This window comes from Pseudomonas sp. SZ57 (genome assembly GCF_009495975.1).
Taxonomy (GTDB): domain Bacteria; phylum Pseudomonadota; class Gammaproteobacteria; order Pseudomonadales; family Pseudomonadaceae; genus Aquipseudomonas; species Aquipseudomonas syringae.
On sequence record NZ_WIBD01000007.1, the window covers coordinates 129102 to 156093 of the forward strand.

General features: G+C 58.9%; 23 protein-coding genes and 2 tRNA genes. 14 read left to right on the plus strand and 11 right to left on the minus strand.

Annotated features, from left to right (window positions below; genetic code table 11):
• The first annotated feature begins 59 nt into the window (after positions 1-59).
• Positions 60-1934 carry an MFS transporter gene (locus GE543_RS10135; RefSeq protein ID WP_153221371.1) on the plus strand — a complete coding sequence of 625 codons (1875 nt, stop codon included), beginning with the start codon at positions 60-62 and terminating at the stop codon, positions 1932-1934.
• A 218-nt stretch (positions 1935-2152) separates the two neighbouring features.
• Here GE543_RS10135 and GE543_RS10140 read toward each other — a convergent pair whose 3' ends face one another.
• A complete protein-coding gene (locus GE543_RS10140; RefSeq protein ID WP_003317426.1) occupies positions 2153-3100 on the minus strand; it encodes a bile acid:sodium symporter family protein in 948 nt (315 codons plus the stop codon).
• A 96-nt stretch (positions 3101-3196) separates the two neighbouring features.
• Positions 3197-4117, minus strand: a complete 921-nt coding sequence (rdgC, locus tag GE543_RS10145) for a recombination-associated protein RdgC (protein ID WP_153221372.1) — start codon at positions 4115-4117, stop codon at positions 3197-3199.
• Between the two features lie 171 nt (positions 4118-4288).
• On the opposite strand from rdgC, the gene GE543_RS10150 reads away from it, so the two are divergent.
• The 5 genes from GE543_RS10150 to GE543_RS10170 all read left to right on the plus strand — a co-directional run bounded on the left by GE543_RS10150 (position 4289) and on the right by GE543_RS10170 (position 6984).
• Positions 4289-4364 (plus strand) — tRNA-Val (locus tag GE543_RS10150).
• Between the two features lie 21 nt (positions 4365-4385).
• Positions 4386-4462 (plus strand) — tRNA-Asp (locus GE543_RS10155).
• A 361-nt stretch (positions 4463-4823) separates the two neighbouring features.
• The gene (locus GE543_RS10160; RefSeq protein WP_153221373.1) at positions 4824-5219 is read left to right on the plus strand and encodes a hypothetical protein; all 396 of its coding nucleotides are present in this window, start codon (positions 4824-4826) and stop codon (positions 5217-5219) included.
• Between the two features lie 125 nt (positions 5220-5344).
• On the plus strand, positions 5345-6535 hold the full coding sequence (locus GE543_RS10165; RefSeq protein WP_153221374.1) for a CaiB/BaiF CoA-transferase family protein: 1191 nt from the start codon (positions 5345-5347) through the stop codon (positions 6533-6535).
• A gap of 56 nt (positions 6536-6591) precedes the next feature.
• On the plus strand, positions 6592-6984 hold the full coding sequence (locus GE543_RS10170; protein WP_371927139.1) for a VOC family protein: 393 nt from the start codon (positions 6592-6594) through the stop codon (positions 6982-6984).
• Between the two features lie 32 nt (positions 6985-7016).
• On the opposite strand, the gene GE543_RS10175 is transcribed toward GE543_RS10170, so the two are convergent.
• The gene (locus tag GE543_RS10175; protein ID WP_153221375.1) at positions 7017-7535 is read right to left on the minus strand and encodes a hypothetical protein; all 519 of its coding nucleotides are present in this window, start codon (positions 7533-7535) and stop codon (positions 7017-7019) included.
• 247 nt (positions 7536-7782) lie between these two features.
• Here GE543_RS10175 and GE543_RS10180 point away from each other — a divergent pair, with 247 nt between their 5' ends.
• From GE543_RS10180 to GE543_RS10200, 5 genes are all read left to right on the plus strand, one after another.
• A complete protein-coding gene (locus GE543_RS10180; RefSeq protein WP_153221376.1) occupies positions 7783-9192 on the plus strand; it encodes a DUF4329 domain-containing protein in 1410 nt (469 codons plus the stop codon).
• A gap of 206 nt (positions 9193-9398) precedes the next feature.
• Positions 9399-10169 (plus strand): FKBP-type peptidyl-prolyl cis-trans isomerase, encoded by a 771-nt coding sequence (locus GE543_RS10185; RefSeq protein WP_003346532.1) that lies wholly within the window; start codon positions 9399-9401, stop codon positions 10167-10169.
• A gap of 365 nt (positions 10170-10534) precedes the next feature.
• A complete protein-coding gene (locus GE543_RS10190; protein ID WP_003317434.1) occupies positions 10535-10987 on the plus strand; it encodes a YkvA family protein in 453 nt (150 codons plus the stop codon).
• Positions 10988-11087: 100 nt separating this feature from the next.
• Positions 11088-11429 (plus strand): helix-turn-helix transcriptional regulator, encoded by a 342-nt coding sequence (locus GE543_RS10195; protein WP_032660205.1) that lies wholly within the window; start codon positions 11088-11090, stop codon positions 11427-11429.
• Entirely contained in the window at positions 11426-11797 is a 372-nt protein-coding gene (locus GE543_RS10200; protein ID WP_003390904.1) for a hypothetical protein, read from the plus strand. Before GE543_RS10195 ends, GE543_RS10200 begins: the two co-directional genes overlap by 4 nt.
• A 17-nt stretch (positions 11798-11814) precedes the next feature.
• On the opposite strand, the gene GE543_RS10205 is transcribed toward GE543_RS10200, so the two are convergent.
• Both GE543_RS10205 and GE543_RS10210 read right to left on the minus strand, forming a co-directional pair.
• The gene (locus tag GE543_RS10205; protein ID WP_032607454.1) at positions 11815-13587 is read right to left on the minus strand and encodes a bifunctional diguanylate cyclase/phosphodiesterase; all 1773 of its coding nucleotides are present in this window, start codon (positions 13585-13587) and stop codon (positions 11815-11817) included.
• Positions 13588-13704: 117 nt separating this feature from the next.
• Positions 13705-15786, minus strand: a complete 2082-nt coding sequence (locus GE543_RS10210; protein ID WP_178118586.1) for a carboxy terminal-processing peptidase — start codon at positions 15784-15786, stop codon at positions 13705-13707.
• A 138-nt stretch (positions 15787-15924) separates the two neighbouring features.
• Here GE543_RS10210 and GE543_RS10215 point away from each other — a divergent pair, with 138 nt between their 5' ends.
• Positions 15925-16887, plus strand: coding sequence for an NAD(P)H-quinone oxidoreductase (locus GE543_RS10215; protein WP_371927140.1), 963 nt, complete (start codon positions 15925-15927; stop codon positions 16885-16887).
• Positions 16888-16906: 19 nt separating this feature from the next.
• Here the strand turns inward: GE543_RS10215 and GE543_RS10220 are convergent, their stop codons facing one another.
• The 6 genes from GE543_RS10220 to GE543_RS10245 all read right to left on the minus strand — a co-directional run bounded on the left by GE543_RS10220 (position 16907) and on the right by GE543_RS10245 (position 22275).
• A complete protein-coding gene (locus GE543_RS10220) occupies positions 16907-17560 on the minus strand; it encodes an HAD family phosphatase (RefSeq protein WP_003409519.1) in 654 nt (217 codons plus the stop codon).
• Positions 17561-17704: 144 nt separating this feature from the next.
• Positions 17705-18694 (minus strand): ABC transporter ATP-binding protein, encoded by a 990-nt coding sequence (locus GE543_RS10225; protein WP_153221377.1) that lies wholly within the window; start codon positions 18692-18694, stop codon positions 17705-17707.
• 1 nt (position 18695) lies between these two features.
• Positions 18696-19493, minus strand: a complete 798-nt coding sequence (locus GE543_RS10230; RefSeq protein WP_003346546.1) for an ABC transporter permease — start codon at positions 19491-19493, stop codon at positions 18696-18698.
• Positions 19480-20322 (minus strand): ABC transporter permease subunit, encoded by an 843-nt coding sequence (locus GE543_RS10235; RefSeq protein ID WP_003421288.1) that lies wholly within the window; start codon positions 20320-20322, stop codon positions 19480-19482. Before GE543_RS10235 ends, GE543_RS10230 begins: the two co-directional genes overlap by 14 nt.
• Positions 20319-21125: an alkaline phosphatase family protein gene (locus tag GE543_RS10240; protein ID WP_099314893.1), complete on the minus strand. Its 807-nt coding sequence runs from the start codon at positions 21123-21125 to the stop codon at positions 20319-20321. Before GE543_RS10240 ends, GE543_RS10235 begins: the two co-directional genes overlap by 4 nt.
• Positions 21126-21207: 82 nt before the next feature.
• Positions 21208-22275, minus strand: coding sequence for an ABC transporter substrate-binding protein (locus GE543_RS10245; RefSeq protein ID WP_153221378.1), 1068 nt, complete (start codon positions 22273-22275; stop codon positions 21208-21210).
• A gap of 354 nt (positions 22276-22629) precedes the next feature.
• On the opposite strand from GE543_RS10245, the gene GE543_RS10250 reads away from it, so the two are divergent.
• Both GE543_RS10250 and GE543_RS10255 read left to right on the plus strand, forming a co-directional pair.
• Positions 22630-23349 carry a UTRA domain-containing protein gene (locus GE543_RS10250; RefSeq protein ID WP_003390893.1) on the plus strand — a complete coding sequence of 240 codons (720 nt, stop codon included), beginning with the start codon at positions 22630-22632 and terminating at the stop codon, positions 23347-23349.
• 457 nt (positions 23350-23806) lie between these two features.
• Positions 23807-26773 carry an Ice nucleation protein gene (locus GE543_RS10255; RefSeq protein ID WP_153221379.1) on the plus strand — a complete coding sequence of 989 codons (2967 nt, stop codon included), beginning with the start codon at positions 23807-23809 and terminating at the stop codon, positions 26771-26773.
• Positions 26774-26992 lie beyond the last annotated feature (219 nt).

The window sequence follows — 26992 nt, forward strand, 5'->3', positions numbered from 1 at the left end:
CAATGTGCCTCGGATTGGCCGCTGCGTCAGTTCTCCCCAGCCTCTCAGGACCACGGACGATGAGCCAACAGTCACAATTCAGCCTGCTCGGGAAACGCCGTTTCCTGCCGTTTTTCATCACGCAGTCCCTCGGGGTATTCAATGACAACATCTTCAAGCAGTCATTGATCCTTGCCATCCTTTACAAGCTGAGCATCGACGGGGATCGCTCGATCTACGTCAACCTGTGCGCCTTGCTGTTCATCCTGCCGTTCTTTCTGTTCTCGGCGCTGGCCGGGCAGTTCGGTGAGAAGTACCCCAAGGACAAGTTGATCCGGATCATCAAGTTCGGCGAGATCGTCATCATGGTGGTCGGCGCCGCAGGCTTTCTGTTCAATCATCTGGAGTTGATGCTGGCCGCGCTGTTCGCCATGGGTACGCACTCGGCGCTGTTCGGGCCGGTCAAATATTCGATCCTGCCCCAGCACCTGCGCGAGAGCGAATTGGTCGGCGGCAACGCGCTGGTCGAGATGGGCACCTTTCTGGCGATTCTGGCCGGCACCATCAGCGCGGGTGTGATGATGTCTTCTTCGCACTATGCCTGGGTGGTGGCGGCTGCCATCGTGCTGGTCGCCTGCCTGGGGTTCCTGGCCAGCTTCGGTATCCCGCGCGCCGATGCTGCCTCGCCGGAGATGAAGCTCAACTGGAACATCTTTACCCAGTCATGGGCCACCTTGCGCATGGGGCTTGGGCAGACGCCCGCGGTTTCGCGCTCGATTGTCGGTAACTCGTGGTTCTGGTTCGTGGGCGCTATCTACCTGACGCAGATCCCGGCCTATGCCAAGGAATGGATGTACGGCGATGAAACGGTCGTTACGCTGATTCTGGCCGTATTCTCGATTGGCATCGCGCTGGGCTCGTTACTCTGCGAGCGCTTGTCCGGGCATAAGGTCGAGATCGGGCTGGTGCCGTTCGGCTCGATGGGCCTGACGATTTTTGGCCTGCTGCTGTGGTGGCATTCGGGCGGTTTCCCGCAGAACGTGCAGGCCAACGACTGGCTGGCGGTGCTGTCCTCAGGGCAGGGCTGGCTGGTGCTGTTCGATATTCTGGGTATCGGCGTATTCGGTGGCTTTTACATCGTGCCGCTGTACGCCTTGATCCAGTCGCGCACGCCGCTGAAAGAGCGCTCGCGCGTCATCGCCGCCAACAACATTCTCAACGCGCTGTTCATGGTGGTCTCGGCGATTGTTTCGATCCTGCTGCTGAGCGTTGCCAAACTGTCGATTCCGCAGCTGTTTCTGGCCGTGTCGGTGATGAACATCGCGGTCAACATCTACATCTTCAAGATCGTCCCCGAGTTCACCATGCGCTTCATGATCTGGCTGCTTGGCCATTCCATGTACCGCGTCGAACACCGCAATCTGGATCGGATCCCGGACGAAGGCGCGGCGCTGCTGGTCTGCAACCATGTGTCCTTTGTCGATGCATTGCTGATTGCCGGTGCTGTGAGGCGCCCGATCCGCTTTGTCATGTACTACAAGATCTACCAGCTGCCCGTGCTCAACTTCATCTTTCGCACAGCCGGGACCATCCCCATTGCCGGGCGTAACGAAGACATGGACATCTACGAAAAGTCGTTCAAGCGCATCGCCCAGTACCTCGCGGAAGGCGAACTGGTGTGCATCTTCCCGGAAGGCAAACTGACCACCGACGGCGAAATCAACGGCTTCAAGAACGGCATGAGCCGCATCATCCAGGAAACCCCGGTACCGGTCATTCCACTGGCACTGCAAGGCCTGTGGGGCAGCTTCTTCAGCCGCGACCCGAGCAAGACCCTGTTTCGCCGCCTCTGGTCTCGCGTCGTACTGGTGGCCGGTTCACCCATTGCCGCTGACGTGGCAACCCCCGTGGACGTGCGCGAAGAAGTCAAAGCGCTGAGAGGGAAAGTGCAGTAGCGTCTGCGCTCCGTACGACTGACGTGCCAATCACTTCGGATTGGCACGATAGCCAAAGGTGACCTGAGCTGGAACCCACATCCACCTGACATCGCAGAACCGCCGTGTGACGCGGAGCGTCACGAACTGCATTCCCACGCGGAGCATGGGAACGATAGTCAACCGTCCAACTTTTTGGGGTCAGTTCACTGGGGCGTGGGAACGACAGTCAACTGGCATCAACGGACGGACGTATTCTCTTCCTCCGGCATCTTCCTGAAATACGTCGACAGCAACGCCCCGGAAATATTGTGCCAGACACTGAACAGCGCGCTCGGCACCGCCGCCAGCGGCGAGAAATGCGCACTGGCCAGCGCAGCGCCCAGCCCCGAGTTCTGCATACCGACCTCCAGCGCCAGCGACTTGCGTTGCGCCAATGGCAGCTTGAAAACCTTGCCAGTGAAATACCCCAACAGAAAACCGAACGTGTTGTGCAGAATCACCACCGCCATGATCAGCAGGCCGGATTCAGCGATTTTCGCCTGACTGGCGGCGACCACCGCACAGACGATCATCACAATACTGACCACCGACACCAGCGGCAGCACGTCTACCGCATAGCTGACCCGCGCGCCTAACAGACGCTGGGCAACCACACCCAACACAATCGGCAGCATGACCAGTTGCAGGATCGACCAGAACATATCGAGGAAAGACACCGGCAGCCACGCCGAAGCGAGGAACCAGATCAGGGTCGGGGTCAGCAGCGGGGCGAGCAGGGTAGTGACCGCAGCGATCGCCACCGCCAGCGCCAGATCACCCTTTGCCAGCCAGGCCATGACGTTGGATGAAGTGCCGCTCGGACAGCAGCCGACCAGAATCACGCCCACGGCGATCTCCGGCGGCAGTTGAAACACCTGGCACAGCAACCAGGCCACACCGGGCATGATCACGAAGTGCGCAATCACACCCAGCGCCACTCGCCACGGGTTACGCGCCACTTCGGAAAAGTCGTCGAGTTTCAGGGTCAGGCCCATGCCGAACATGACCAGCCCGAGTAGCGGCACGATCCAGCTCTTAAGGCCAATGAATGCCTGCGGAAAAAGGAACGCCAGAATGGCGAACAACAACACCCAGTAGGCAAACGTGTTGCCGACAAAACGACTCAAGGCTGCCAACGCACGCATGGCCTGTTCCTTCTTGTTGAATAACCAGGATGAAATGAATGCGCCGTCTGACGAGACGGCGCGGTGTTTCGAGCGGCAGTGCTGCAAAAGCGCGTATCAGATGCCCTGCGGAATCTCTTCGCCGCCCAATGCCTCGAACAGCTCCGGCAGGAACTCGCCGAAGGTCAGCATCATCAGCGTGAAGCTGGCGTCCAGTTGCCCCAACGCTTCGTCACCACCGTCCTGTTCGGCCTGATCCTGCAGCAGATCCTCGAACTTCAGACGCTTGACCACCAGTTTATCGTCCAGCACGAACGACAATTTGTCCTGCCAGGCCAGCGACAGCTGGGTCACGACCTTGCCTGTGCTCAGGTGCAGCTGGATTTCGTCGCCGGTCAGGTCCTGACGCTTGCAGCGCACGATGCCGCCGTCTTCATGGGTGTCGCGCAGCTCGCACTCGTCCAGCACGAAGAAGTTGTCGGCTGCTTTCTGGGTCTTGACCCAGTCGGTCATGGTCGCACTCGGTGAAACCTTGACCGTCAGCGGACGTACCGGCAGCGAGCCGATGACCTCGCGCAGGGTGGACAACAGGTCCTCGGCGCGTTTCGGAGTGGAGGCATTGACCAGGATCAGGCCCTGTTTCGGCGCGATGGCGGCGAAGGTGGCGGAGCGGCGGATAAAGGCGCGCGGCAGGAACGCCTGGATGATTTCATCCTTGAGCTGATCGCGTTCCTTCTTGTAGACCTTGCGCATCTGCTCGGCTTCGATCTCGTCGACCTTTTCCTTGAGCGCGTCACGCACGACGCTGCCCGGCAGAATGCGTTCTTCCTTGCGTGCGGCGATCAGCATGAAGTCCTGACTGATGTGTACCAATGGAGCGTCTTCGCCCTTGCCGAAAGGAGCGACGAAACCATAGGTGGCTACCTCCTGGCTGGCGCAGGCGCGCGCCGGCTTGGTCGCCAGTGCTGTCTCCAGCGCTTCGGCATCAAAAGGCACGTCCTGGGTCAGGCGATAGACAAGCAGGTTTTTGAACCACATGAGGTGAATCTCTCTTTCTATACAAAGGCGGGCATTATTCGCTCCTCAGCCGCTGGGGCCAACCCTGTACAGAGCGTTTGTAAGCCTTTGGAAGGATTATAAAAATTATTTAAAAAAGTGCTTGCCAGAGTACAGGTCGCTCCGTAGAATGCGCGCCACACCGAGAGTGAAGGGTGATTAGCTCAGCTGGGAGAGCAGCTGCCTTACAAGCAGCGGGTCGGCGGTTCGATCCCGTCATCACCCACCAAACTCGCTTTTAGTGTTACGCGCAGCGGTAGTTCAGTCGGTTAGAATACCGGCCTGTCACGCCGGGGGTCGCGGGTTCGAGTCCCGTCCGCTGCGCCATATTCCGCTTCAAGGCCCTTGAACTCCTTGAAGCAAACAGAAAGCCCGCCCAGTGCGGGCTTTTTGCTTTCTGTCGTTTGGAAATTCCAACCCCCTCGTGCAATGCCCCCGCGGCAGTTCTATTGAAGTTCTGTAAGAATTATTCTTCGCGAATGTAAGTAATTTCCTTAAATATTGAAGTTAAAACCAGGCTTGTTAGTTAGCCTCGGTGAACGCTTGATTTATCCTCTTTGCTGGTATTAGCTGAATGGGTTGATCGGGTATCCAGACATCAGCAATGCTCTTGATTACCCAGAATAATTAATCCAAGCCGACCGCCGAATCGAGGCGGTCTGATACTGTAGTGAGTTAAGGGATAACTATGAAAAATCGTTTTAAACTGCTTGCAGGCACCACTGCGCTGGTCTTGTCGATGGGCGTGATGGCCTCGCCAGCACTGCACACGGCGACCATTGACCGGCACGGCAATATTGTCGAGCAGTCTTCGCCCTGGATAGCGTCGGTGGACTACTCCACCCAGAAAGACTACTTCGCCAACTATAAAGTGATCTTCAATGAAGGCCATTTTAAAAAGGCGCCTGGCTTCTGTTCGGTCTCTTCCATTGATACCAGCGATCATGAACGGCTGTTCTACGGGCACGCCAAGTTGGGCGGCGCTGCAACTACAGAGCAGGTCAATGTATTGGGGCTTATGGTCGGTAAACGAGGTGCCTCGGGTGATTCCTCGATGAGTTTTCAGTTGGCGTGCAGTAATTGATTCAATGAACCCCGCCTGGCGCGGGGTTTTTTACGGCGGTCCGATCTGGCAGCGCACCGTCCGGCTTTCCATCCAGCGCATTTGCGCAGATCATTCCTCCACCTCCCAACAAGAAAGGACGTGTCATGAGCCTGCCTCTTCAGGGCATCAAGGTGGTGGAGCTGGGTCAGCTCATTGCCGGGCCTTTCGCGGCGAAGATCCTTGCCGAGTTCGGTGCCGAGGTCATCAAGGTCGAGCCGCCGCTGACCGGGGATCCCCTGCGCAAATGGCGTTTGCTACATAACGGCACGTCCGTCTGGTGGGCGGTGCAGTCCCGCAACAAACGGTCGGTGACCCTTGATCTGCGCCAGCCTCAAGCGCAGGAAATGGCACGACGGTTGATCCGGGATGCCGATGTACTGGTCGAGAACTTTCGCCCCGGCACGCTTGAAGGCTGGGGGTTGAGCTGGGAAGCGCTGCACGCCCTCAATCCGAAACTGATCATGCTGCGTGTCTCTGGCTACGGGCAGACCGGGCCGTATCGCGACCGGCCGGGGTTTGGCGTGATCGGCGAGGCCATGGGCGGTTTGCGTCATCTGTCCGGTGAGGCAGGGCGCACGCCAGTGCGTGTCGGCGTATCGATTGGTGATTCGCTGTCTGCGCTACACGGTGTGATCGGCGTTCTGCTGGCGCTTCGTCACCGCGAGCAGAATGGCGGCGAGGGGCAGCAGATAGATGTCGCGTTGTACGAGTCAGTGTTCAACATGATGGAAAGCCTGATTCCCGAGTACTCGGTATTCGATACTGTCCGCGAGCCGGCTGGCAGCAGCCTGCCAGGCATCGCTCCGAGCAATGCCTATCGTTGCAATGACGGCAAGTACGCGTTGATCGCGGGCAATGGCGACAGTATCTTCCGGCGCCTGATGGAAAAGATCGGCCGTATGGACCTGGCCAGCGACCCCGAGCTTGAGCATAACGACGGGCGGGTCAGGCACGTGGCGCGTATCGATGCGGCCATTTCGACCTGGACTGCCGAACGCTCGATGGACGAAGTCCTTGCAGCGCTCAACGAAGCACGTATCCCGGCTGGCAAGATCTACGACGCTGCCGACATCGCCAGTGACCCGCATTATCAGGCGCGGGACATGCTGTTGCAGGGCACGCTGGACGACGGAACACCCGTCACCCTTCCGGGGATTGTGCCTAAACTTCAAGACACGCCGGGTCAGGTAAGATCGTCTGCGCCGACACTCGGTCAACACACCGATGCCGTGCTTGAAGCACATGGCATCGACGCTGCCACACGTGCCGAGTGGCGTCGGCTTGGCATTATCTGATCCGAAACGTAGCCGTTGTCGTAAAACAGAACTCTATTCCAAACGGAGCTGATCCCGTGATTGATCATCTGGACCACCTGGTACTGACCACTGCCGATATCGACGCTTGCAAGGACTTTTACGTACGTGTCCTGGGTATGACCCCTGAACGCTTTCGTCAGGGGCGTCTGGCATTCCGCTTCGGCAATCAGAAAGTCAATGTCCATGAACGCGGCAAGGAGTTCGAGCCCAAGGCCCATTTGCCAGTACCGGGTGCGCTGGATCTGTGTTTCATCGCCACCATCCCGCTGGAGCAGGTGATTGTGCACCTGCAGGAGCAGGACTGGCCGATCGTTGAAGGCCCAGTCGAGCGCACCGGTGCTACCGGGCCGATCTGGTCGGTGTATGTGCGTGATCCGGATCTGAACCTGATCGAAATTTCCGAGCCAGCGGCTGATGTGTCGATTTAATCGCGCTCGATGAGGGCGGCTGCATCACAGCATCAGCAGCCCTTCGCAGGCGCTCCGTCCTTCGGCACGAACGCGCCCTTGTCGCCTGGCTTGGTGATGATGTACGCACGTCGCCAGGGCTGATCATCGATCAGCTTCCAGCGATGGCCGGGGCCTGTGGTGTCCTGCGCCAGCAACACTTCCCCAGGGTGCAGGACAAAGTTTTCGCCGCCGGTGGTGGAAAATTCCAGCGTGCCGGACAGGGTGATCACGTACTGCTCTTCGGGTGCCGGATGCCAGTCAAAGGACGAGTGCGCCGGGGTTTCCTTGAAGTGCAGGGCGCTGACATCGGTCATGGCTTTTTGATCGATCGAACCCTCGATGACGTGTGACAGATTGTCGGGGCCTGTGCACAGGCGGTAGGCCTTGATGCCCTCAGTGACAACCAGAGGCGGCTTCTTGGTGGCATAGGCTGCGCTGACCGGCAACAGGGCTGCTGCGGCGATCACGGCCAGGCTTGCCAACTGGCGGGCTGTCGAGCGCGTTGAGCGAAAACGAGTGGTCGGTTGCATAAAAACGTTCCTGAGCACGACAAACTGCGTAAGCCCTGGTCGCCAGTCGCGATGGTCGACGCAGGGGCTGGGCAGACTCGCCCACGCCGCGGATCGAAGCACATCCCGGAATGCTTAAAAATTATCTTTAATTTCATGTTGTTCGGCGCTGGCCAACCTACGTAACGTCATATTCATCTATGTCACTCGCCGTGCCGGGTTTCCTTACGCTCATGACTCAATCAGTCAGGCTTTCAAGGAGCCCCGGATGCACCCCAGAAAAAGACTCTACAAACGATCCATCGATCAGCACCCCGACATGCCGACGCTCAGCGCGCCGTTCGATCATCCTGACGATGCGGCGCGTTATGCCCATGAGCGGATCGGCGACCGGCGTGATCGCGAATACGGCGGGTTCATTCTGGTTCGCAGGGACGGCAAGTACGTTGCGACCGAGCCCATGAACGGCAGCCAGTTCAGCTTCGATCCCAACGAGGTTTTCCCGCGCAACGAGCAGGAAGGTTATGTGCTCTACCCGCAAGGGCATGACGACTATGCGGTCTACCATTCTCACCCGTCACTGCAGGCCGGGCTGGACGAGTGGCCGGACAGTGAAAAGGTCACTTACCCGAACAGTTTTTCAGTCGGCGACATTTATGCGGTGATCGACGATCAGGAGGTGTGTGCGGCGACCTATCTTTCCGGGCCTGACGGTTCCCTGATCAAATACACGCTGTCTCGCTCTGCCGCCGAAGACACCCTGTTTGCGCGTGTCTCCGGTCCGCAGAGCATGCCGCACCTGTGTGAACTCAGTCAGATCCACAAGGCGTTGCAGAACCTCAGCATGATGCCCAGTGATGTGGTGCGCCTGCTGGCCGGTGCCGGGGATCTGCACGTGATAGTGCCCAGCCGACTGTGGGGGCGGGCAGGCAAAGTGCCGGCCGACTGGCAGCCTTACCCGGACGACGCTGCCGCTCGTACACCTCCCGCCAAATCGCCCGCAAGCTGCGACGCGCAATGGCCACCCCGACCCCTGAGCCTCAGCGCGCCGTTCGATAGCGCCGATGAGGCTGCACGTTATGCACATGGCCGTATCGGCAGTCGTATTCATTCGCAGATCATCGGTTGTCTTCTGTTCAATCCGGTCGAGCGAGCCTATCGGATTGCCGAGCCGATTCTCGATGACGGCATGCCGGTGTATGCGCCGTGTTCGGCGTTCCATCCCGATGCGTATTACCGGCCTGCATTGCCGGACGGCTACCGTGTAGACGGCATGTATTTCTGCTCTGCCAATCTGGCCGTCGAGAGCGGGCGTGAAGTCATCAACGATTTCTTCGCGCCGGATGACCTGCACCGGATGTTCAGTTACCGGCACAAACCGGCACAGCGCCGCAAAGGCTTGCCGATTCGCTATGGTTTCGAGATGTCCGCCGTTTATTTCTCGGCAGCCGACGGCGCGCTGCTCTGTTACACCCCCAGTCAGTCCGCCGAGGAGTTTCAACTGTTGCAAAGCGTATCGCGCGTGTACTCAGGGGCCGAGTCCGTTCAGGCGCAACTCGCGGCCGGTACCCTCAGCGTGCAGGATTTCGTCCTTCGAGTGGCGCGGGCCGGGCTTCTGCGCGTGCTGCAGACCAGTGAGCGCTGGCCTGATGCCGGGGTGATCAGGCCCGTGGCCTGAGCCCTGCGCAGCGAGCCAGCGCCTTGCCTTCGCGAATCACAAACTGAACTGCAACTGAACAATGCGGTACAGATACGGGAAAACCTTTGGATACCTGAACTTATCGGCGTTTTCTGCCTCTCATGCCGGTAGCCATTGATCGCGGCGGCCTGATAAGCTCGCGGCTTTACTCGTTTGCCCTTTTGGCGCATGAACAAGGAATTAGCATGAAACAGCATCGGTTGGCAGCGGCGATTGCCCTGGTCGGTCTGGTACTCGCAGGTTGTGATAAGCAAGCCAGCACCGTAGAGCTGAAAACCCCAGCACAAAAAGCGTCTTATGGCATCGGTCTGAACATGGGCAAAAGCCTGGCTCAGGAAGGTATGGATGATCTGGATTCCAAGGCTGTAGCCCTGGGTATCGAAGATGCTGTCGGCAAGAAAGATCAGAAACTCAAGGATGAAGAGCTGGTTGAAGCCTTCTCCGCGCTGCAAAAGCGTTCCGAAGAGCGTCTGGCGAAGATGAGCGAAGAAGCTTCTGCCGCTGGCAAGAAATTCCTCGAAGAGAACGGTAAAAAGGACGGCGTGGTCACCACCGCTTCCGGCCTGCAGTATCAGATCATCAAGAAAGCCGATGGCGCTCAGCCCAAGCCTACCGATGTTGTGACTGTTCACTACGAAGGCAAGCTGATCGACGGCAAGGTCTTCGACAGTTCCGTTGAGCGCGGCAGCCCGATCGATCTGCCGGTTGGCGGTGTGATTCCGGGTTGGGTCGAAGGTCTGCAGCTGATGCACGTCGGCGAGAAGATCAAACTCTTCATCCCGAGTGATCTGGCTTACGGCGCACAGAGCCCGAGCCCGGCGATCCCTGCCAACTCGGTACTGGTGTTCGATCTCGAACTGCTGGGTATCAAGGACCCTGCAGCGGCACCGACGCCTGGTGCTGATGCCGACGAAGAAGAGGCAGCTCCTGCCGCTTCGGCTCCGGCCAAGAAGTAACGCACCACCTGGCTACAGAAAACGCCCTGTCTCGACAGGGCGTTTTTGTGTCCGGCTTATTTGCCGAACGCTTGGCCATTCGGGTAGTCCCACTACCATGGATGCATGCAAAAGCATTGTCCGACAGTCTGGCAATATCAAGGCACTCGTTTCATAGAGGGTGTCGGGTTCACACGTTTGTAGTTTTTTTGTGAGTAAAAAACGCCCGATTTGACTATGGCCCCCCGAAAACGGGGTGTTGAGGCTGGAAAAAAGCCGCTGTTCACAAGGTTATCCACAATTATTGTGGATAACCTTGTGGCACTGGCCAGGCAGGTTCAGCGGATCTGCTTTATCGAACGACATTTTGCTGAACGGGAGTGGGTATGAAAGCACCGTGGAATTTTATCCGTTATCTGCCCGGAGCCCGGCGTCTGCTGGCGGCTGGACGCTTGCCAGGATTGCTGTTCGCTGTCGCGCGCAAGGGCAACAGTGAAGGCAGTCGTCTGGGCAAACTCAAGGAAGACCTGCGTTTGCTGCAGGCCTTGTGCCTGGCTTACTGGCGGGGCGAATACCGCGCCATCAGCCCTAAAGCGATCCTGTCCATTGTCGCCGGTCTGATGTACTTCCTCAGCCCGCTGGATGCGATCCCCGACTGGATACCCGGCCTCGGCATGCTCGATGACATCGCCGTGCTGGCGTGGGTTACCAAGCACCTGAGCAATGAGCTGGACGCCTTTCGTGCGTGGCGCGCGCAGCAATCGCCCGAGAAACTCATCGTGGTCGAGCAGTTGCCGAAGACTCAGGCACTGCTGGAGCAAGAGCGAGGCAAGGTGTAAGTCTCACGGATTGAACACAAGCCCTGGCGTTCCGCTGTTAAGATGCCTGCCTATGGATCAAGCCTGATCAGTGTGCAGTCGTGTAGTACAAGGTGACTCTATGGATCTTCAAGTGATATCCCGTGACGGGGAGCCTGAATACGCAGTGCTGCCCTGGGCGCAGTATCAAGCGCTGCTCAAGGCTGCCGGACTGGCCGGCAAACCTTCCAGCGAGCCCGCTGCATCGACTTCCGGCACCGCTGCCAGTGAGCTTCCCGGGTTCGATCAGTTGCGTGCATTGCGCGAGGCCAAGGGCCTTGAAGCGGCGAGCCTGGCGCGTACCGTCGGGATCAGCCCGTCCTATCTGGAATTGATCGAGAACGGTACTCGTGAGCCGGACGGCGCCATCAAGCGCAGCCTGGCGTGGGAGCTCGGGGTGCCGGGCTGGCGAGGTGAGTCGTGAGCGTGCGCATCAGTCGTCAGCATTGGGATGGGCTGCTCAATGAGCTCGATCTGGCCCGTCGCCAACGGCATCTGCTGACCTATCGCGCGCTGGTGGAGCGCCTGCAACTGCCCAGCCCGGCCATGCAGACCCTGACCGCCGCCCTTGAGCACCTGGCCGCCATGGATGCCCGCGCTGAACAGCCCTTGCGCAGTTCGCTGGTCATCAGCCAGGGCGCAAGCCGCCTGCCGCGTCCCGGTTTTTTCGAGTGCGCTGAACGACTGGGCCGCTTCACCGGACCTTCGGACGGCGTCGCGGCAGCCTCATGGCACGCCTCGGAAGTGGTTCGGGTGTTCGAATACAGTTATCCGGAAGTTGAAGCGCAGTAGGGGTATGACACCGGCCCTCACGCCTGCATCAACAAATCCAGCCGCGTCGAATCGATGACGTGAATGCTGGCGCCGGCGACATCCTTGGCGAAGTGCTTGGCCTGTGAAGCGAGGTCGGCCAACTGGCTGGCATCGACCAGCGTGCAGCTTTCTTCATGCAGGTGCACAACGCCAATCGACAGCGACAGCAGGGGAAATTCCTGGCGTTGGCCCTGGCGATTGAGGGCGATGAAGCAACCGGCTTCCAGGTGTTCTGCGCGGTAGAAACGGCGGCATTGATTCTGAAAATCATCCAGCAGGGTTTTCAGGCGTCGTTCCCAGTCATCAAAGCCCAGCACCATCAGAAAATCATCCCCGCCGATGTGCCCGACAAAGTCTCTGGCCGGATCGATGCGGTCGTTCAGGCATTGCGCCAGACACAACAGCACCTCGTCGCCACGCGCATAACCGTAGATGTCGTTGAAGGGCTTGAAGCTGTCGATATCCACGTAGCAGATCATCGACGCACGGCCTTGCTGCAGCAGTCGAGTCAGGCATTGCTGAATCGGAACGTTGCCGGGCAGCAGGGTCAGCGGGTTGGCGTAACGTGCCTGCTGGATCTTCATTTCGGTAATCAGCTTGAGCACGTCGATCACCCGGCCCAGCCCCAGATAGGCACCGTTCGAGGTGATGATGAAATCCTCCTCGATGCGCTGCCGGGCGCGGCTGGTCAACAGCCGGCTGACCTGTTGCAGCGAGTGGCTGACTTCCACGGCCAGAAAGTCACTGCTCATCAGGCGGCTGATCGGTTTGCGGGCAAACAGCTCGGTGCCGAAGGGCTTGAGCAGGGCCTCGGACAACGAGTGCCGGTGGACGATGCCACACGGTCGGGCGTCGTCATCCAGCACCGCCAGCGAGTTGAGGTTGGCCTGCCTGCGAAACGCTTCCAGCACTTCAGCCGTGGGGGTGGACTGGCTGACCGATGGCTGCGGATTGAGCAGCGCAGACAGGTCGGCCGCTTCTTCGTTGAGCGGCACCACGGTGATCTCTGTTTTTGGCAACATGGCGCGGGTGTCGCGCGGCGGGCGCTCCTGAGGACGCGCCAGCAGATAGCCTTGAACCAGGTTCACGCCCATGTCTTTCAGCGTCGCCAGCTCTTCCGGCAATTCGATGCCTTCGGCAATCACCGTCGCCCTGGAGGCCTTGGCCATCTGCAGCATGGAGCCGACGAACTCGCGCTTCACCGCATCCTGGTGAATGCCGTCGATGAAGTGCCGATCGATTTTCACGTAGTCCGGACGCAGCTCCGACCAGAGTCGCAAGCTCGAATAACCGGCACCCAGATCGTCCAGCGCGATGGAAAAACCCATGTCGCGGTAGTGGTGCAAGGCGTTGTACAGCAGGTCGAAATCATCGGTGGGCATCTGCTCGGTCAGTTCGATGACCACGTCCTTGGGCGCGATCTGGTAGCGACGCAGCATTTCCAGGGTCCGGCCCGGAGGGTGAGAGGTTTCGAGCAGCGATTCGGGAGAGACGTTGAGAAACAGCTTGCCTGGCAACTTCTGCTGACTGAAACGTCGGCAGGCGCTGTCCCGGCAACTCAACTCCAGCTCGCTCAGGCGACCGGCCTGGCGGGCGATGGCGAACAGGTTCAAGGGCGAGTGCAGGGCGCTGTTGGAAGGGCCGCGGGTCAGGGCTTCATAGCCCAGAATCCGGTGCTCCGACAGCGAGACGATGGGCTGGAACAAACTGTGCAAATCACCACGAGCCAGAATGGAACTCAGTGCGCTCAGCTGCTCTGTTATGGTCATGGTCGTCTCGGAGAGAATGAAAAAGGGCTGAACGATTTCGCGTTCAGCCCCGTATTTCACGACAGCTTCATGACTGTTTGATGACGTTGAAGCTAAATGGCCATCAATGAGCCTGTGTTACTTTTTCGCGACCGCTGCACTCAGACCCAGGTAGTCGATGAGAATGCGCCCGGTCTCTGCCAGGTAGGCATCGTCCTCGGGTTTGGTCTTCTCGTCTTCCACCGGCAGCGCGTCTTCGTCTTCCTTCTTCAGCTCTTTGAGCGGCTCTTCACCCTTGGCCTTGCGGCGGGTGTTTTCCAGCGCAAGTTGCTTGCTTTCGATAGAGGCATGCTCGGCACGACGGTCGGCTTCATTGAGGCTGACGGTCTTCTCGTTCATCAGCTTCTTGGCCAGCGCCAGGCGATCCTCGATGAACACGAACTCGGCGTCTTTGGCCGAACGTGCTTCGTGACGCGCCTGCAGCTGGGCAAGGAACGGCTTGAACGGATCAATGGCCGGCTTGATCGCCGGTTTGATGCTGTCCCACGGCATGGCCTCGGGCAGGGCGCTCTCGCCGATTTCCTTGGTGTCGATCAGCGACGGGTAAGTGATGTCCGGTACTACGCCCTGATGCTGGGTGCTCTGACCGGAAACCCGGTAGAACTTGGCCAGCGTCAGCTTCAGTTCGCCGTGATTGAGCGGCTGAATGGTCTGCACGGTGCCTTTACCGAAGGTCTGACCACCGATCACCAGCGCACGGTGATAATCCTGCATCGCCCCGGCGAAAATCTCCGACGCCGACGCAGACAAGCGGTTGACCAGCAGTGCCATCGGGCCTTTGTAGAACGCGCCCTTGGCTTCGTCTTCCAGCACGTCGACCTTGCCGTCGGCATTGCGCACCAGCACGGTCGGGCCCTTGTCGATGAACAGGCTGGTCAGCTCGGTGGCTTCCTGCAACGAACCGCCACCGTTGTTGCGCAGATCCAGTACCACACCGTCGACCTTCTCGGCCTGCAATTCGGTGAGCAGTTTCTTCACGTCACGGGTGGTGCTCTTGTATTCCGGATCGCCGGCACGGTAGGCCTTGAAGTCCAGATAGAAGGCCGGAATGTCGATGACCCCGAGCTTGTAGTCCTTGCCATCCTGCTTGAGGTGCAGGATCGACTTCTTGGCCGCCTGCTCTTCAAGTTTCACCGCTTCACGGGTGATGGCGACGATCTTGGTGGTCTGGTCATTCGGCGCATTGCTGGCCGGGATGATCTCCAGGCGAACCACGGAGCCTTTCGGACCGCGGATCAGCTTGACCACTTCATCCAGACGCCAGCCGATCACGTCGACCATTTCCTTGTCGCCCTGGGCAACGGCCACGATCTTGTCGGCCGGTGCGACCTGCTTGGTCTTGGCCGCAGGACCTGCCGGGACCAGACGCACGATCTTGACGTTGTCGTTATCGCTCTGCAACACGGCGCCGATGCCTTCCAGCGACAGGCTCATGTTGATGTCGAAGTTCTCCGCGCTGTCAGGTGACAGGTAGTTGGTGTGCGGATCGTAGGACATGGCGAACGTGTTGATGTAGGCCTGGAAGATATCTTCGGCACGGGTCTGATTCAGACGCGCCTGCTGATTCTTGTAGCGCTTGGTCAGGGTTTCCTGAATCTTCGCCGGGTCCTTGCCTGCAATCTTCAAACGCAGGACTTCATCCTTGATGCGCTTGCGCCACAGTTCGTCGAGCTCGGCTGTATCCTTGGGCCATGCGGCGTCCTTGCGGTCGACCAGCAGGGTTTCCTTGGTATTGAAGTCGAGCTTGTCGACGCCCTTGGCCAACTCGCCCAGCGCAAAGTTCAGACGTGCGTTGACGCGGTCCAGATAGCGCTTGTAGATGATGAAGCCGGCGTTCAGGTCGCCGCTTTTCAGGAAGTCGTCGAACTGGAACTGCCATTTGTCGAAATCGGCAATGTCGCTGGCCATGAAATAGCTGCGCGAGGGGTCCAGTTGCTTGATGTAGCTCTGGTAAATAATCGCCGAACGCTTGTCGTCCAGGGGCGGCTTGCTGTAGTGATGTCGTTTGAGCAGCTCAACCACGTTGAGGCTGGCAATCACTTCGTCGCGGTCCGGCTGAAGATTATCCCAGCTGTTGGCGGCAAAGGTACTGGCTGACATCGGCAAAACGCTAAGGCCGACAAACAGTGCGAGGGCAGTGCTGGGGAATAATTGCTTCATGCTGATTCGACGCGAGGACAATTGATAACGCATATTAGGCCGTCTTTGAGGTCGCCGGTTCCTTTGGACCCGGCCGCATAATGCAAAAGCCCGGGCAAAACAGCCACGGGCTCAGTCTGGACTCACTATGGAGGCACCGTGAAGGCATTGCAAGGCGTTGAAGGACATGTGGAATGGGTCGAGGAGCCGAGTCCGGCCCTCGATGTGGGGCAGGTACGTATCAAAGTGGCTGCGGCAGGTTTGAATCGTGCCGATCTGTTACAGCGCGAAGGCAAGTATCCGCCGCCGCCTGGAGTCACCCAGACACTGGGTCTGGAGTGCTCCGGCGTGATCGCCGAAGTCGGTCCGGGTTCGTCCTGGGTGGTCGGAGACCGCGTCTGTGCGCTGTTGGCGGGCGGGGCGATGGCCGAAGAAGTGGTGGTCGATGGGCGACACGTGCTGCCGGTTCCGGAAGGTCTGTCGCTGCACGAGGCGGCGGCCATTCCCGAGGTCTATGCCACGGCGTGGCTGAACCTGTTCGAACTCGCCGGGCTCAAGCCTGGCGAGAGGGTTTTGCTGCACGCTGGCGCAAGTGGGGTTGGTTCAGCCGGGATTCAGCTTTGCAAGGCATTTGGCAACCCGGTGTGGGTCAGCGTCGGCTCGGCCGAACGGCTGGCCTATTGCGTCGAACTGGGGGCGCAGGGCGGTGTGGTGCGCAGCGAAAGTCTTGAAGGCCTGAGCGACTTTGCACCGTTCAACGTCATTCTCGACCCGGTGGGGGCGAGCTACGCCGAGCTCAACGTCAAACTGCTGGCTCTGGACGGTCGCTGGGTGCTGATCGGCATCATGAGCGGCCGCGAAGCACAGGTGGACCTGGCTCACGTACTGGGCAAGCGTATCCAGTTGATGGGTTCGACCTTGCGCAGCCGCGACGACACGTTCAAGGCCGACCTGCTCAGCGATCTGGGTCAGCACGTCTGGCCGCTGTTCACCGAAGGTCGCCTCAAGCCGCAACTGGCGAAATCCTTTGCGATCAAGGATGCCGAAGCGGCGTTCGAAGAGCTGGCGACCAACACGGTGTCCGGCAAGATCGTGCTGGTCATCGACGAAAGTCTGGTCTGATCGGGCGGTGCCTCTGGACTCAGCTCCAGTCGTGCACCGGCCAGCCGGCTTTCTGCGCGTGTTCCAGTAACACGGCATCGGGGTTGACCACGTTAGGGTGGTCAACCTTGAGCAGCAGCGGCAGGTCATTGCGCGAATCCGAATAGAAACTCGCACCCTCAAGATTTTCCCCCTCGGCATCCAGCCACTCCATCAGGCGCGTGATCTTGCCTTCCCGATAAGTCAGCACGCCGACGGTGGCCCCGCTGTAGACGCCATGCTGCACGTCCAGCTCGATACCCAGCACTTCGTCGATGCCGAGGCGTTCGGCGATCGGCTTGACCAGATGCACACCCGACGCCGAGATCACCAGAATGCGGTCACCCTTGGCGCGGTGCTTTGCAATGCACGTGCAGGCGTCGCTGTAGATGATCGGCTCGATGACGTCCTCGACCCAAGGGCCGACCAGATGATCGATTTCTTCGGGGGTACGGCCAGCCATGGGTTCCAGGCTGAAGGCCATGTAGTCTTCCATCGCGAGTTCGCCCGCGCTGTAGGCGGCCATCAGTTCGTCGTTGCGTTGCATGAACGACGTCGAGTCAACCCAGCCCAGGCGACCCATCTGCTCGCTCCAGAGCGTGGCGCAATCACCACCGATCAGGGTCTCGTCCAGGTCGAAAATTGCCAGGGGCATGTGCGGTTCCTCCTAAAAGTCTGTTGAATCAGCTGTCAGCTTCACGCTTAAAGTCTCGATCGGCAAGCGTGTGGCGTTATCCGTGCAGAACAACGTCAGTTCACGGCGCGTTCAGTTCAAGGCGCATTCAGTTCAAGGCACCGTTCAGTTCAAGGCACAGAGCGCCGACGGTTCGATGTTCAGTGTTACACGCCTTCCGTCCGGGTGCAGGTCGTCGGCGCTGCGGTTCAGTACGTCGACCACAAGGTCTACGCCACGCGCCTGCACCCGGTAGCGGATGACGTTGCCGAGCAGACTGTGACTGCGTACTTCGCCTTCCAGTTCGCCCGTCAGGCTCAATTGGATCGACTCAGGGCGGATCGCTACGCGGCTGTTGATCGGGCGTTGCATCAGGCGAGTGGCGTCGTCGGCTTCCAGCAGGTTGTAGTTGCCGATGAAGCCTGCGGCGAACACGTCCACGGGCGCGGTGTACAGTGTTTCGGCGTCGCCGCTCTGCACGATCCGGCCCTGGTTCATCAGGAAGATACGGTCTGACATGGTCAGCGCTTCCTCCTGGTCGTGGGTCACGAAAATAGTGGTCAGGCTCAGCTCGCGCTGAATGGCGCGGATCTGTTCGCGCAGGTTCTTGCGAATCCGTGCATCCAGCGCCGACAGCGGCTCATCGAGCAACAGCAGACGCGGGCGAGTGACCAGCGAGCGTGCCAGCGCCACACGCTGGCATTGCCCGCCGGACAACTGATGCGGGTAGCGCGTGGCAAAATCGTGCAGCTCGACCATGCGCAGAATCTCGGCAACGCGCCTTGCGCTCTCGTCGGCACTGACTTTCTGAATGCGCAGCCCGAAGGCGACGTTTTGCTCGACGGTCATGTTGGGAAACAGCGCATAGCTCTGGAACACCATGCCGATGTTGCGTTTTTGCGGCGTGAGCGGCACCAGGTCGTTGCCATCAAGCAGAATGCGCCCGCTGTTGACCGGGGTCAGCCCGGCGATGCAGCGCAATAAGGTGGATTTGCCACAGCCCGACGGGCCCAGCAAGGTAACGAATTCGCCCTTCGCGATGCTGCAGTTGATGTCGCTGAACACTGATGTGCTGGCGTAGCTTTTCTGCAGGTTTTCAATGCTGACAAAACTCATCTCAGTCTTTGTCCTTGTTCAGTCGATTGGCGGCCCAGGTCAGCACCAGCACGAAGAGGAAATAGGAAATCACCAGCGCACTGTTGAAGTGACCGCTGCTGTTGCGCATGTTGTTGAGGTAGACCTGCAGGGTTTCATAACGCGTACCGACCAGCAGGTTGGCGAACACGAATTCGCCGAACAGGAACGAGAACGACAGCAGCAGGGCAATCATCAGGCCCTTGCGCAGGTTGGGCAGCACGACCATGAACGCCGCCTGCCAGGTGCTGGCGCCGAGCAACTGGGCGGCGTCCATCAGGTCTGTCAGGTTGATGGCCTGCAGGTTGTTGGTGATGGCGCGGTACATGAAGGGCAGGGCGACCGTGAAGTAACAGCCGATCAGAATCCACGGTGTGCCGACCATCGCCATCGGGCCTGAGCCATACAGCTGCAGCAGGCCGACCGAGGACACCACGGGCGGCACGGCAAACGGCAGCAGGATGAGGATGTTCATCAGTCCGTCGAGGCGCGGAAAGTAGTAATGCACGACGAACAGCAGGGGCAGAATCAGCACCACCGAAAGAACCAGTGCGCCGATGCAGACCAGCAATGACTGGCCGAATGCCGTCAGAAAGCGTGGGTCGCTCCACAGCGCCACGTACCATTTGAAGGTCAGGCCGCTGGGCAGAATGGTCGCCGACCAACTGGTCGCGATCGAGTACAGGAAAGTGCCGGCCAGCGGCAGCAACAGGATCAGGAACAGCAGGTAGACTACCGTCTTGTGATAAATGCTCGCAGGTCCTCGTTCAACGCGTGACATGGTAGCTCCTTCTCAACAACCACTGATGGACCACGGTCACCAGGGTCATGAGCCCGACCAGAATCATCGCCAGCGCGCTGGCCATGTTCGGGTCCAGCGTGATATCGCCCGCGACCATCGCCGCGATGCGGATGGGCAATACGTTGAAATTGCCGGTGGTCAGCGCGTAAACCGTGGCATACGCGCCGAGCGCATTGGCCAGCAAAATGACGAAAGTGCCGAGCAGCGCCGGGGTCAGGACCGGGAGGCCGATGTAGCGCCAGAACTGATAGCTGCTGGCCCCCAGCAGCGCTGCCGACTCGTTCCAGTCTTCGCGGACGGCATCGAATGCGGGGTAGAGCAGCAGCACGCCGAGGGGGATCTGGAAGTAGGTATAAAGGATGATCAGTCCGGTCTTGGAATACAGGTTGAAGTCATCAATGATCCCGGTCTGCTTGAGGATCAGGGTCAGCGCGCCGTTGAACCCCAGCAGGATAATGAACGCGAACGCCAGTGGAACGCCGGCAAAATTGCTGGTCATGTTGGCGAACGAGTTGACGAAATCGCGCAGCCGCGAATCCACCTTGCGCAGCGAATAGGCACCCAGAACGGAGATGATGATGCCGAACAGGCTCGACCAGAAGCTGATCTCCAGGCTGTACTGAATGGCTTGCCGATAGAACTTCGAGCTGAACGCCCGGGTGAAGTTTTCCCAGCCCCAGCCGGCATCGCTTTGCAGGCTGTGGATCGCGACCCACAACAGCGGTGCGATCTGAAACACGATGAAAAATACGGCGAACGGCAGCAGGCACAACAGCCCCAGCCACTTGCCTCGGGAAAAGGTCGTCAATTGAAGATCTCCCGGCAGACCGGTTTGTCGTGAGGGATACCCAGCAGCTCGCAAACGGTGCCGCACAGATCGGTCTGGCGCGGCGCGGCGTCGACATTCAGGCTGAAGGCATCACCGATGACGAACAGCGGTACTTCACGCTCTTCCGGCAACAGCCCGTTGTGCGAGCGGTCATTGTTCATGCCGTGGTCGGCCGTCACCAGCACTTGATAACCCGCGTCCAGCCAGCGTTGCAGGTAGTCAGCCAGAATGATGTCGGCGCTGCGGGCGCTGTTGCGGTACTGCGCAGTGTCGAGGCCGTGCTTGTGTCCGGCGTCGTCGATGTTCATGGGGTGGATCAGCAGAAAGTTCGGGGCGTGGCTGAGGCGCAGACTTTCGGCGTCGGCGAACAGGTGCGAATCAGGGTAGTGATCGGCCCAGTAGAACAGCCCGTGCTGAATCGGCAGGTCCGCTGCCTCGGTGTGGCGATCGCGTGCCGGGTCGAACGGCGTGCGGTTGTACAGCTCGCTGACCCAGTGATAGGCCGCTGCTGCCGTGCTCAGCCCGGCGTCGCGAGCATAGTGAAAGATGCTGCGCTGATTCGACAGGCGCGAGACGTTGTTATGCACGATGCCGCTGTCGATGGGCGCGACACCGGTCAGTATGCATTCGTAAAGGGGGCGGGAGAGGGCGGGCAGTTCGCATTCCATCTTGTAGAGCGCGGCCCGGCCTGCAGCGTGCCAGGCTTGCAGGTGGCCCATCGCATGGCGGGCGACTTCGTAATTGAGGCCGTCTAGCACGATCAGGATGACGTTGTGTTTCATGGACGACTCGCTCGGGCGAAAGAGTGCGGGCGAGAGTGACTCGCCCGCTTCATACGACTCCATCCCTGAGTCGCAGTGGCGATCAGTTCATCTCGATGATGACTTGTTCTTGCCACTTCTGCGGCAGCGCTTTGGAGGTTGCCTCCCACTTATCCGCTTCTTTGATCGGCTTGGCATTCTTGTACTGGTCTTGCGGCAGCAGTTTGGCTTGAACGTTTTCAGGCAATTTGATGTGCTCTACGCGAATCGGGCGTGCATTGCCTTCTGCCAGCCTGATCTGACCCGCATCGCTGAAGGTGTATTCACGCGCCAGCTTGGCGGCGTTCGGGTGTTTGGCGTATTTGTTGATGATGGTGGTATAGCCGGAAATCACCGAGCCGTCCGACGGGATCAGCACCACGTAATCATCGGGCTTGGTCATCTTGGCCTTGTAGCTCAGGCCGTTGAAGTCCCAGACCACACCGACTTCGATTTCGCCTTTCTCGATGGTCTGAATGGTCGGGTTAGCCATCGTCAGACGCTTCTGTTTGGCCAGATCGGTGAACAGTGTCAGGCCCGGTGCGATGTTGGTTTCGTCACCTCCCATGGCGATGGCGGCCGCCAGTACACCGTTGGCAGCCTGCGCCGCAGTGCTCACGTCGCCGATGGAAACCTTGTATTTGCCGGTTTTCAGGTCAGCCCAGCTTTTCGGGATTTCAGAGCCGTGCAGCAGGTTTTTGTTGACGATGAAGGCGATGGTGCCGGTGTAGGCCAGCGCCCAGTGGCCGTCCTTGTCCTTGGCCCAGTCCGGGATTTGCTCCCAGGTGGTTGGCTTGTAAGGCTGGGTAACGCCTTTTGCTTTGGCGATAGGGCCGAACGCTGCGCCTACGTCGCCAATGTCACCGCTGGCGTTGTCTTTCTCCGCCTCGAACTTGGCGATCTCCTGGGCCGAACTCATGTCGGTGTCCATGTGCTTGAGGCCATATTTGGCTTCCAGGTCTTTCCAGATGCCGCCCCAGTTTGCCCAGTCATCCGGCATGCCGAGGCTGTTGACCGCGCCTTCAGCCTTGGCCGCGGCCTCCAGCGTTTTAAGATCTGTGTCCGCAGCCATGACCAGGGAACTCATTGCCATGGCTGAACCGAGGAGTGATGCCAACAAAAGATGTTTCATTCGGAGCTCCTAGTGCACTTCTTGAGAGAAGTGTTCGTTGCGGATTGTTTGGTCTAGATCAGCAATACCTGAGCCAAGTTAGGCGTTTTGCATGACATTTTCGTGTCGTGTTGCGCGTACAAAACCGTTTTTCACCGGCTCCGGCAGTGCCTGGCGCTAAGCGTAGACCAACGCAACGTGCTTGCTGAGCAGGGGTTTCAGGGCTGTTTTCGACGCAGTTGGCATGGAACATGATTTGTCCTGTAACAGGACAGTCATCTACCCGGCCTAGGCTCGGTGCAAGGGAGTCAACGGTGTTGGCTGCACTGATGTATGCCTCGTAACAGGGCTGGTCTAGTCCAGACGGATAGCGGAATGCGCGAAGATGTGCCACGGGCGGTAACAACGATTTGCCATGCGCTGCAGGAGCAAATCGAACACGGCTTGTTGCCGCATGGCAGCAAGTTGCCTGCCGAGCGCAAGCTCAGCGAGGTATTCGCCACCACCCGCATCACCTTGCGTGAAGCGCTGCTGCAACTCGAAGCGCAGGGACTGATCTATCGGGAAGAGCGGCGTGGCTGGTTCATCTCCCCGCCGCGACTGGCCTATGACCTGATCAGGCGCAGCCATTTCCACGCGATGGTCTGTGCCCAGGGAAGGGTGCCGCACACCCAGCTTCTGTCTGCACGCCTGCAACCTGCTTCAGCGCTGATCTGCGAAATGCTGGAACTGCCGGCGCTGTCGAGCGTGATCCAGATCTGCCGTGCGCGTCGTATCGATCAGCGGCTGGTCCTCTACGTCGAGCACTACCTGAGGCCGGAGTTGTTTCCCGGCATTCTCGAGCATGATCTGAACGAATCACTCACCGAGCTTTATGCTCGCAGTTATGACGTGCATTACGGGCAGGTGCGTTTCGACATGGTGCCGACCGCGCTGCATGCCGACGCGGCTGCCGCCCTGAAGGTTTCGCTTGGCAGCCCGGGCCTGCGCATCGCACGTGTCAATTATGATCGCAAAGATCGGTTGATCGACTGTGACCTCGAATACTGGCGTCATGATGCTATTCATGTGCGCGCCGAGGTGCATGGCGACTGAATGCCGGTGTGGCAAACCGGCTTTGTGGGCACTGACCTGCAACTCGTTAGTTGACTGTTTTCTATAAGTAAATACTCATTTCGTTGATGAAAACTTATGCAGTGCACGGCCTGTTTAATAGGTTTTGTATAATATATGCGTTTGATTAACAAAAAAAATCAATGGGCGTTATTCTATTGCTGCTGGCGGGGCGGGGTTAAATTAGTTGGTTTTGCCATGAGATTTTTCAGAGTAATTATTCTAATTTTTAGCGGGTTGTAAGAAAAATCTCAATCTTAATTAATGATTACTAATAGGTTGTGGTAGGTTTTTAGTGTGGAAGGTGGTGCGCTGCTTAGTTGGTGTTATGTGCACCATCGTTCCACGTTGGGATTAAGGCTGACATGGCGGTTGTCCTATAAAGCAATGCTTGATAAGTGCAGCTGCTTTTATTTAAAGGATCTATGAGGATGCTGTAATGAATCTCGACAAGGCGTTGGTGCTGCGTACCTGTGCAAATAACATGGCCGATCATTGCGGCCTTATATGGCCCGCTTCCGGGACGGTGGAATCCAAATACTGGCAGTCAACCAGGCGGCATGAGAATGGTCTGGTCGGTTTACTGTGGGGCGCTGGAACCAGCGCTTTTCTAAGCGTGCATGCCGATGCGCGATGGATTGTCTGTGAAGTCGCCGTTGCCGACATCATCAGTCTGGAAGAGCCCGGAATGGTCAAGTTTCCGCGGGCCGAGGTGGTTCATGTTGGCGACAGGATCAGCGCGTCACACTTCATTTCGGCACGTCAGGCCGACCCTGCATCAACGCCAACGCCGACGCCAATGGCCACGCCCACACCCACGCCCGCGACAGCAAATGTCGCGTTACCGGTGGCCGAGCAGCCCAGCCATGAAGTGTTCGATGTGGCGTTGGTCAGCGCGGCGGCCCCCCCGGTAAACACTCTACCGGTGACGACGCCGCAGAATTTGCAGACCGCCACTTACGGCAGCACGTTGAGTGGCGACAACCACAGTCGGCTCATTGCCGGTTATGGCAGTAACGAGACCGCTGGCAACCACAGTGATCTGATTGCCGGTTATGGAAGTACGGGCACCGCCGGCTCCGACAGCTCGCTGGTAGCAGGCTATGGAAGCACCCAGACCGCCGGTGGGGACAGCGCGCTGACGGCGGGTTACGGCAGCACCCAGACCGCCCGCGAAGGCAGCAACCTGACGGCCGGGTATGGCAGTACGGGAACAGCTGGCTCGGATAGTTCGTTGATCGCCGGTTACGGCAGTACTCAGACTTCCGGAGAAGACAGCTCGCTCACGGCGGGTTACGGCAGCACTGGCACGGCAGGTGCCGACAGTTCGCTGATTGCCGGATATGGCAGCACGCAGACATCAGGAAGCGAAAGTTCGCTCACCGCAGGCTATGGCAGTACCCAGACTGCGCGTGAAGGCAGCACCCTGACGGCCGGATATGGCAGTACGGGAACAGCTGGCGCTGACAGTTCGTTGATCGCCGGTTACGGCAGCACACAAACCTCGGGCAGTGAAAGCTCGCTCACGGCAGGTTATGGCAGTACCCAGACTGCACAGCAGGGCAGCGTACTCACCTCAGGCTATGGCAGTACGCAAACGGCCGGGGCTGCCAGTAACCTCACCACCGGCTACGGAAGTACAGGCACCGCAGGGCATGAAAGCTTCATCATCGCGGGTTACGGGAGTACACAGACAGCGGGCCACAAAAGTATCCTGACCGCTGGTTATGGCAGTACCCAGACGGCCAGGGACGGTAGCGACCTGATTGCGGGCTATGGCAGTACGGGGACAGCAGGCTCAGGCAGTTCGCTGATCGCAGGTTATGGCAGCACCCAGACCGCGAGCTACAGAAGCATGCTGACCGCCGGTTATGGCAGTACCCAGACCGCCAGAGAACACAGTGACCTTGTCACAGGCTATGGCAGCACTTCGACGGCAGGGTCAAACAGTTCGCTGATCGCCGGCTACGGCAGCACTCAGACGGCGGGTTTCAAAAGCATACTGACCGCAGGTTATGGCAGTACCCAGACCGCACAGGAGCGCAGCGACCTGGTCGCAGGCTACGGCAGCACGTCGACTGCGGGCTATTCCAGTTCCTTGATCGCCGGCTATGGCAGCACGCAGACGGCAGGCTATGGGAGCACCCTGACGACCGGTTATGGCAGTACGCAAACCGCTCAGGAAAACAGCTCGCTCACCACAGGTTACGGAAGTACCTCCACTGCTGGCTATTCCAGCTCGCTGATCGCGGGTTACGGCAGTACTCAGACGGCAGGCTACGAGAGCACGTTGACCGCCGGTTACGGCAGTACGCAAACCGCGCAGGAGCGCAGTGACCTGGTGACAGGTTATGGAAGTACCTCCACTGCGGGATATGCGAGTTCGCTGATTGCGGGTTATGGCAGCACGCAGACAGCAGGTTACGAGAGCACGTTGACCGCCGGTTACGGCAGCACGCAAACCGCACAGGAAAACAGCTCGCTCACCACCGGCTACGGAAGTACTTCCACTGCCGGCTTTGCCAGCTCGCTGATCGCCGGTTATGGCAGTACGCAGACAGCCGGCTATAAAAGTACCCTTACGGCCGGTTATGGCAGTACTCAGACCGCAGAGTACGGAAGCTCGCTCACTGCGGGCTACGGCAGCACTGCAACGGCCGGGCAGGACAGTTCATTGATAGCCGGTTATGGCAGCTCCCTGACCAGCGGAATCAGGAGTTTTCTGACCGCAGGCTATGGCAGCACGCTGATCGCCGGACTTCGCAGCGTTTTGATCGCCGGTTATGGCAGTAGTCTTACATCGGGCATTCGCAGCACATTGACTGCGGGTTATGGCAGCAACCAGATTGCAAGTTACGGCAGCTCGTTGATTGCAGGCCATGAAAGCATTCAGGTCGCCGGAAATAAAAGCATGCTGATCGCCGGCAAGGGCAGTTCGCAGACAGCGGGTTTTCGCAGCACGCTGATTGCCGGTGCGGGCAGCGTACAACTGGCGGGTGATCGCAGCAGGTTGATTGCCGGTGCAGACAGTAATCAGACCGCAGGTGACCGCAGCAAACTACTGGCCGGTAATAACAGTTATCTGACTGCCGGCGATAGAAGCAAACTGACCGGCGGACATGACTGCACCCTGATGGCGGGAGACCAAAGCAGATTGACCGCTGGTAAGAACAGTGTCTTGACGGCAGGCGCGCGTAGCAAACTTATTGGCAGTGAAGGCTCGACGCTCTCGGCGGGAGAAGACTCCACACTTATTTTCAGGCTCTGGGACGGGAAGAGGTACAGGCAACTGGTTGCCAGAACGGGTGAGAACGGTGTTGAAGCCGATATACCGTATTACGTGAACGAAGATGACGATATTGTCGATAAACCCGACGAGGACGATGACTGGATAGAGGTCGAGTAGCCCGCGTTATTCCAGCACTCCACGACTGAATCATCGACAGGGTGCGTCGATGGAATTCGGGACATGAAGTCCCTTTATAAACTAACGACTTGTTGTTGCGTACCTGGGGGTTATGAGTGACGCAGGCAAACGCATCTTTTTTATCGTCGTGATTAGAGAAAGTTTTATTTCTTTCCATGGGCATTTTAGCGGGCGTCAACACCAATATGCGGGAGCAGC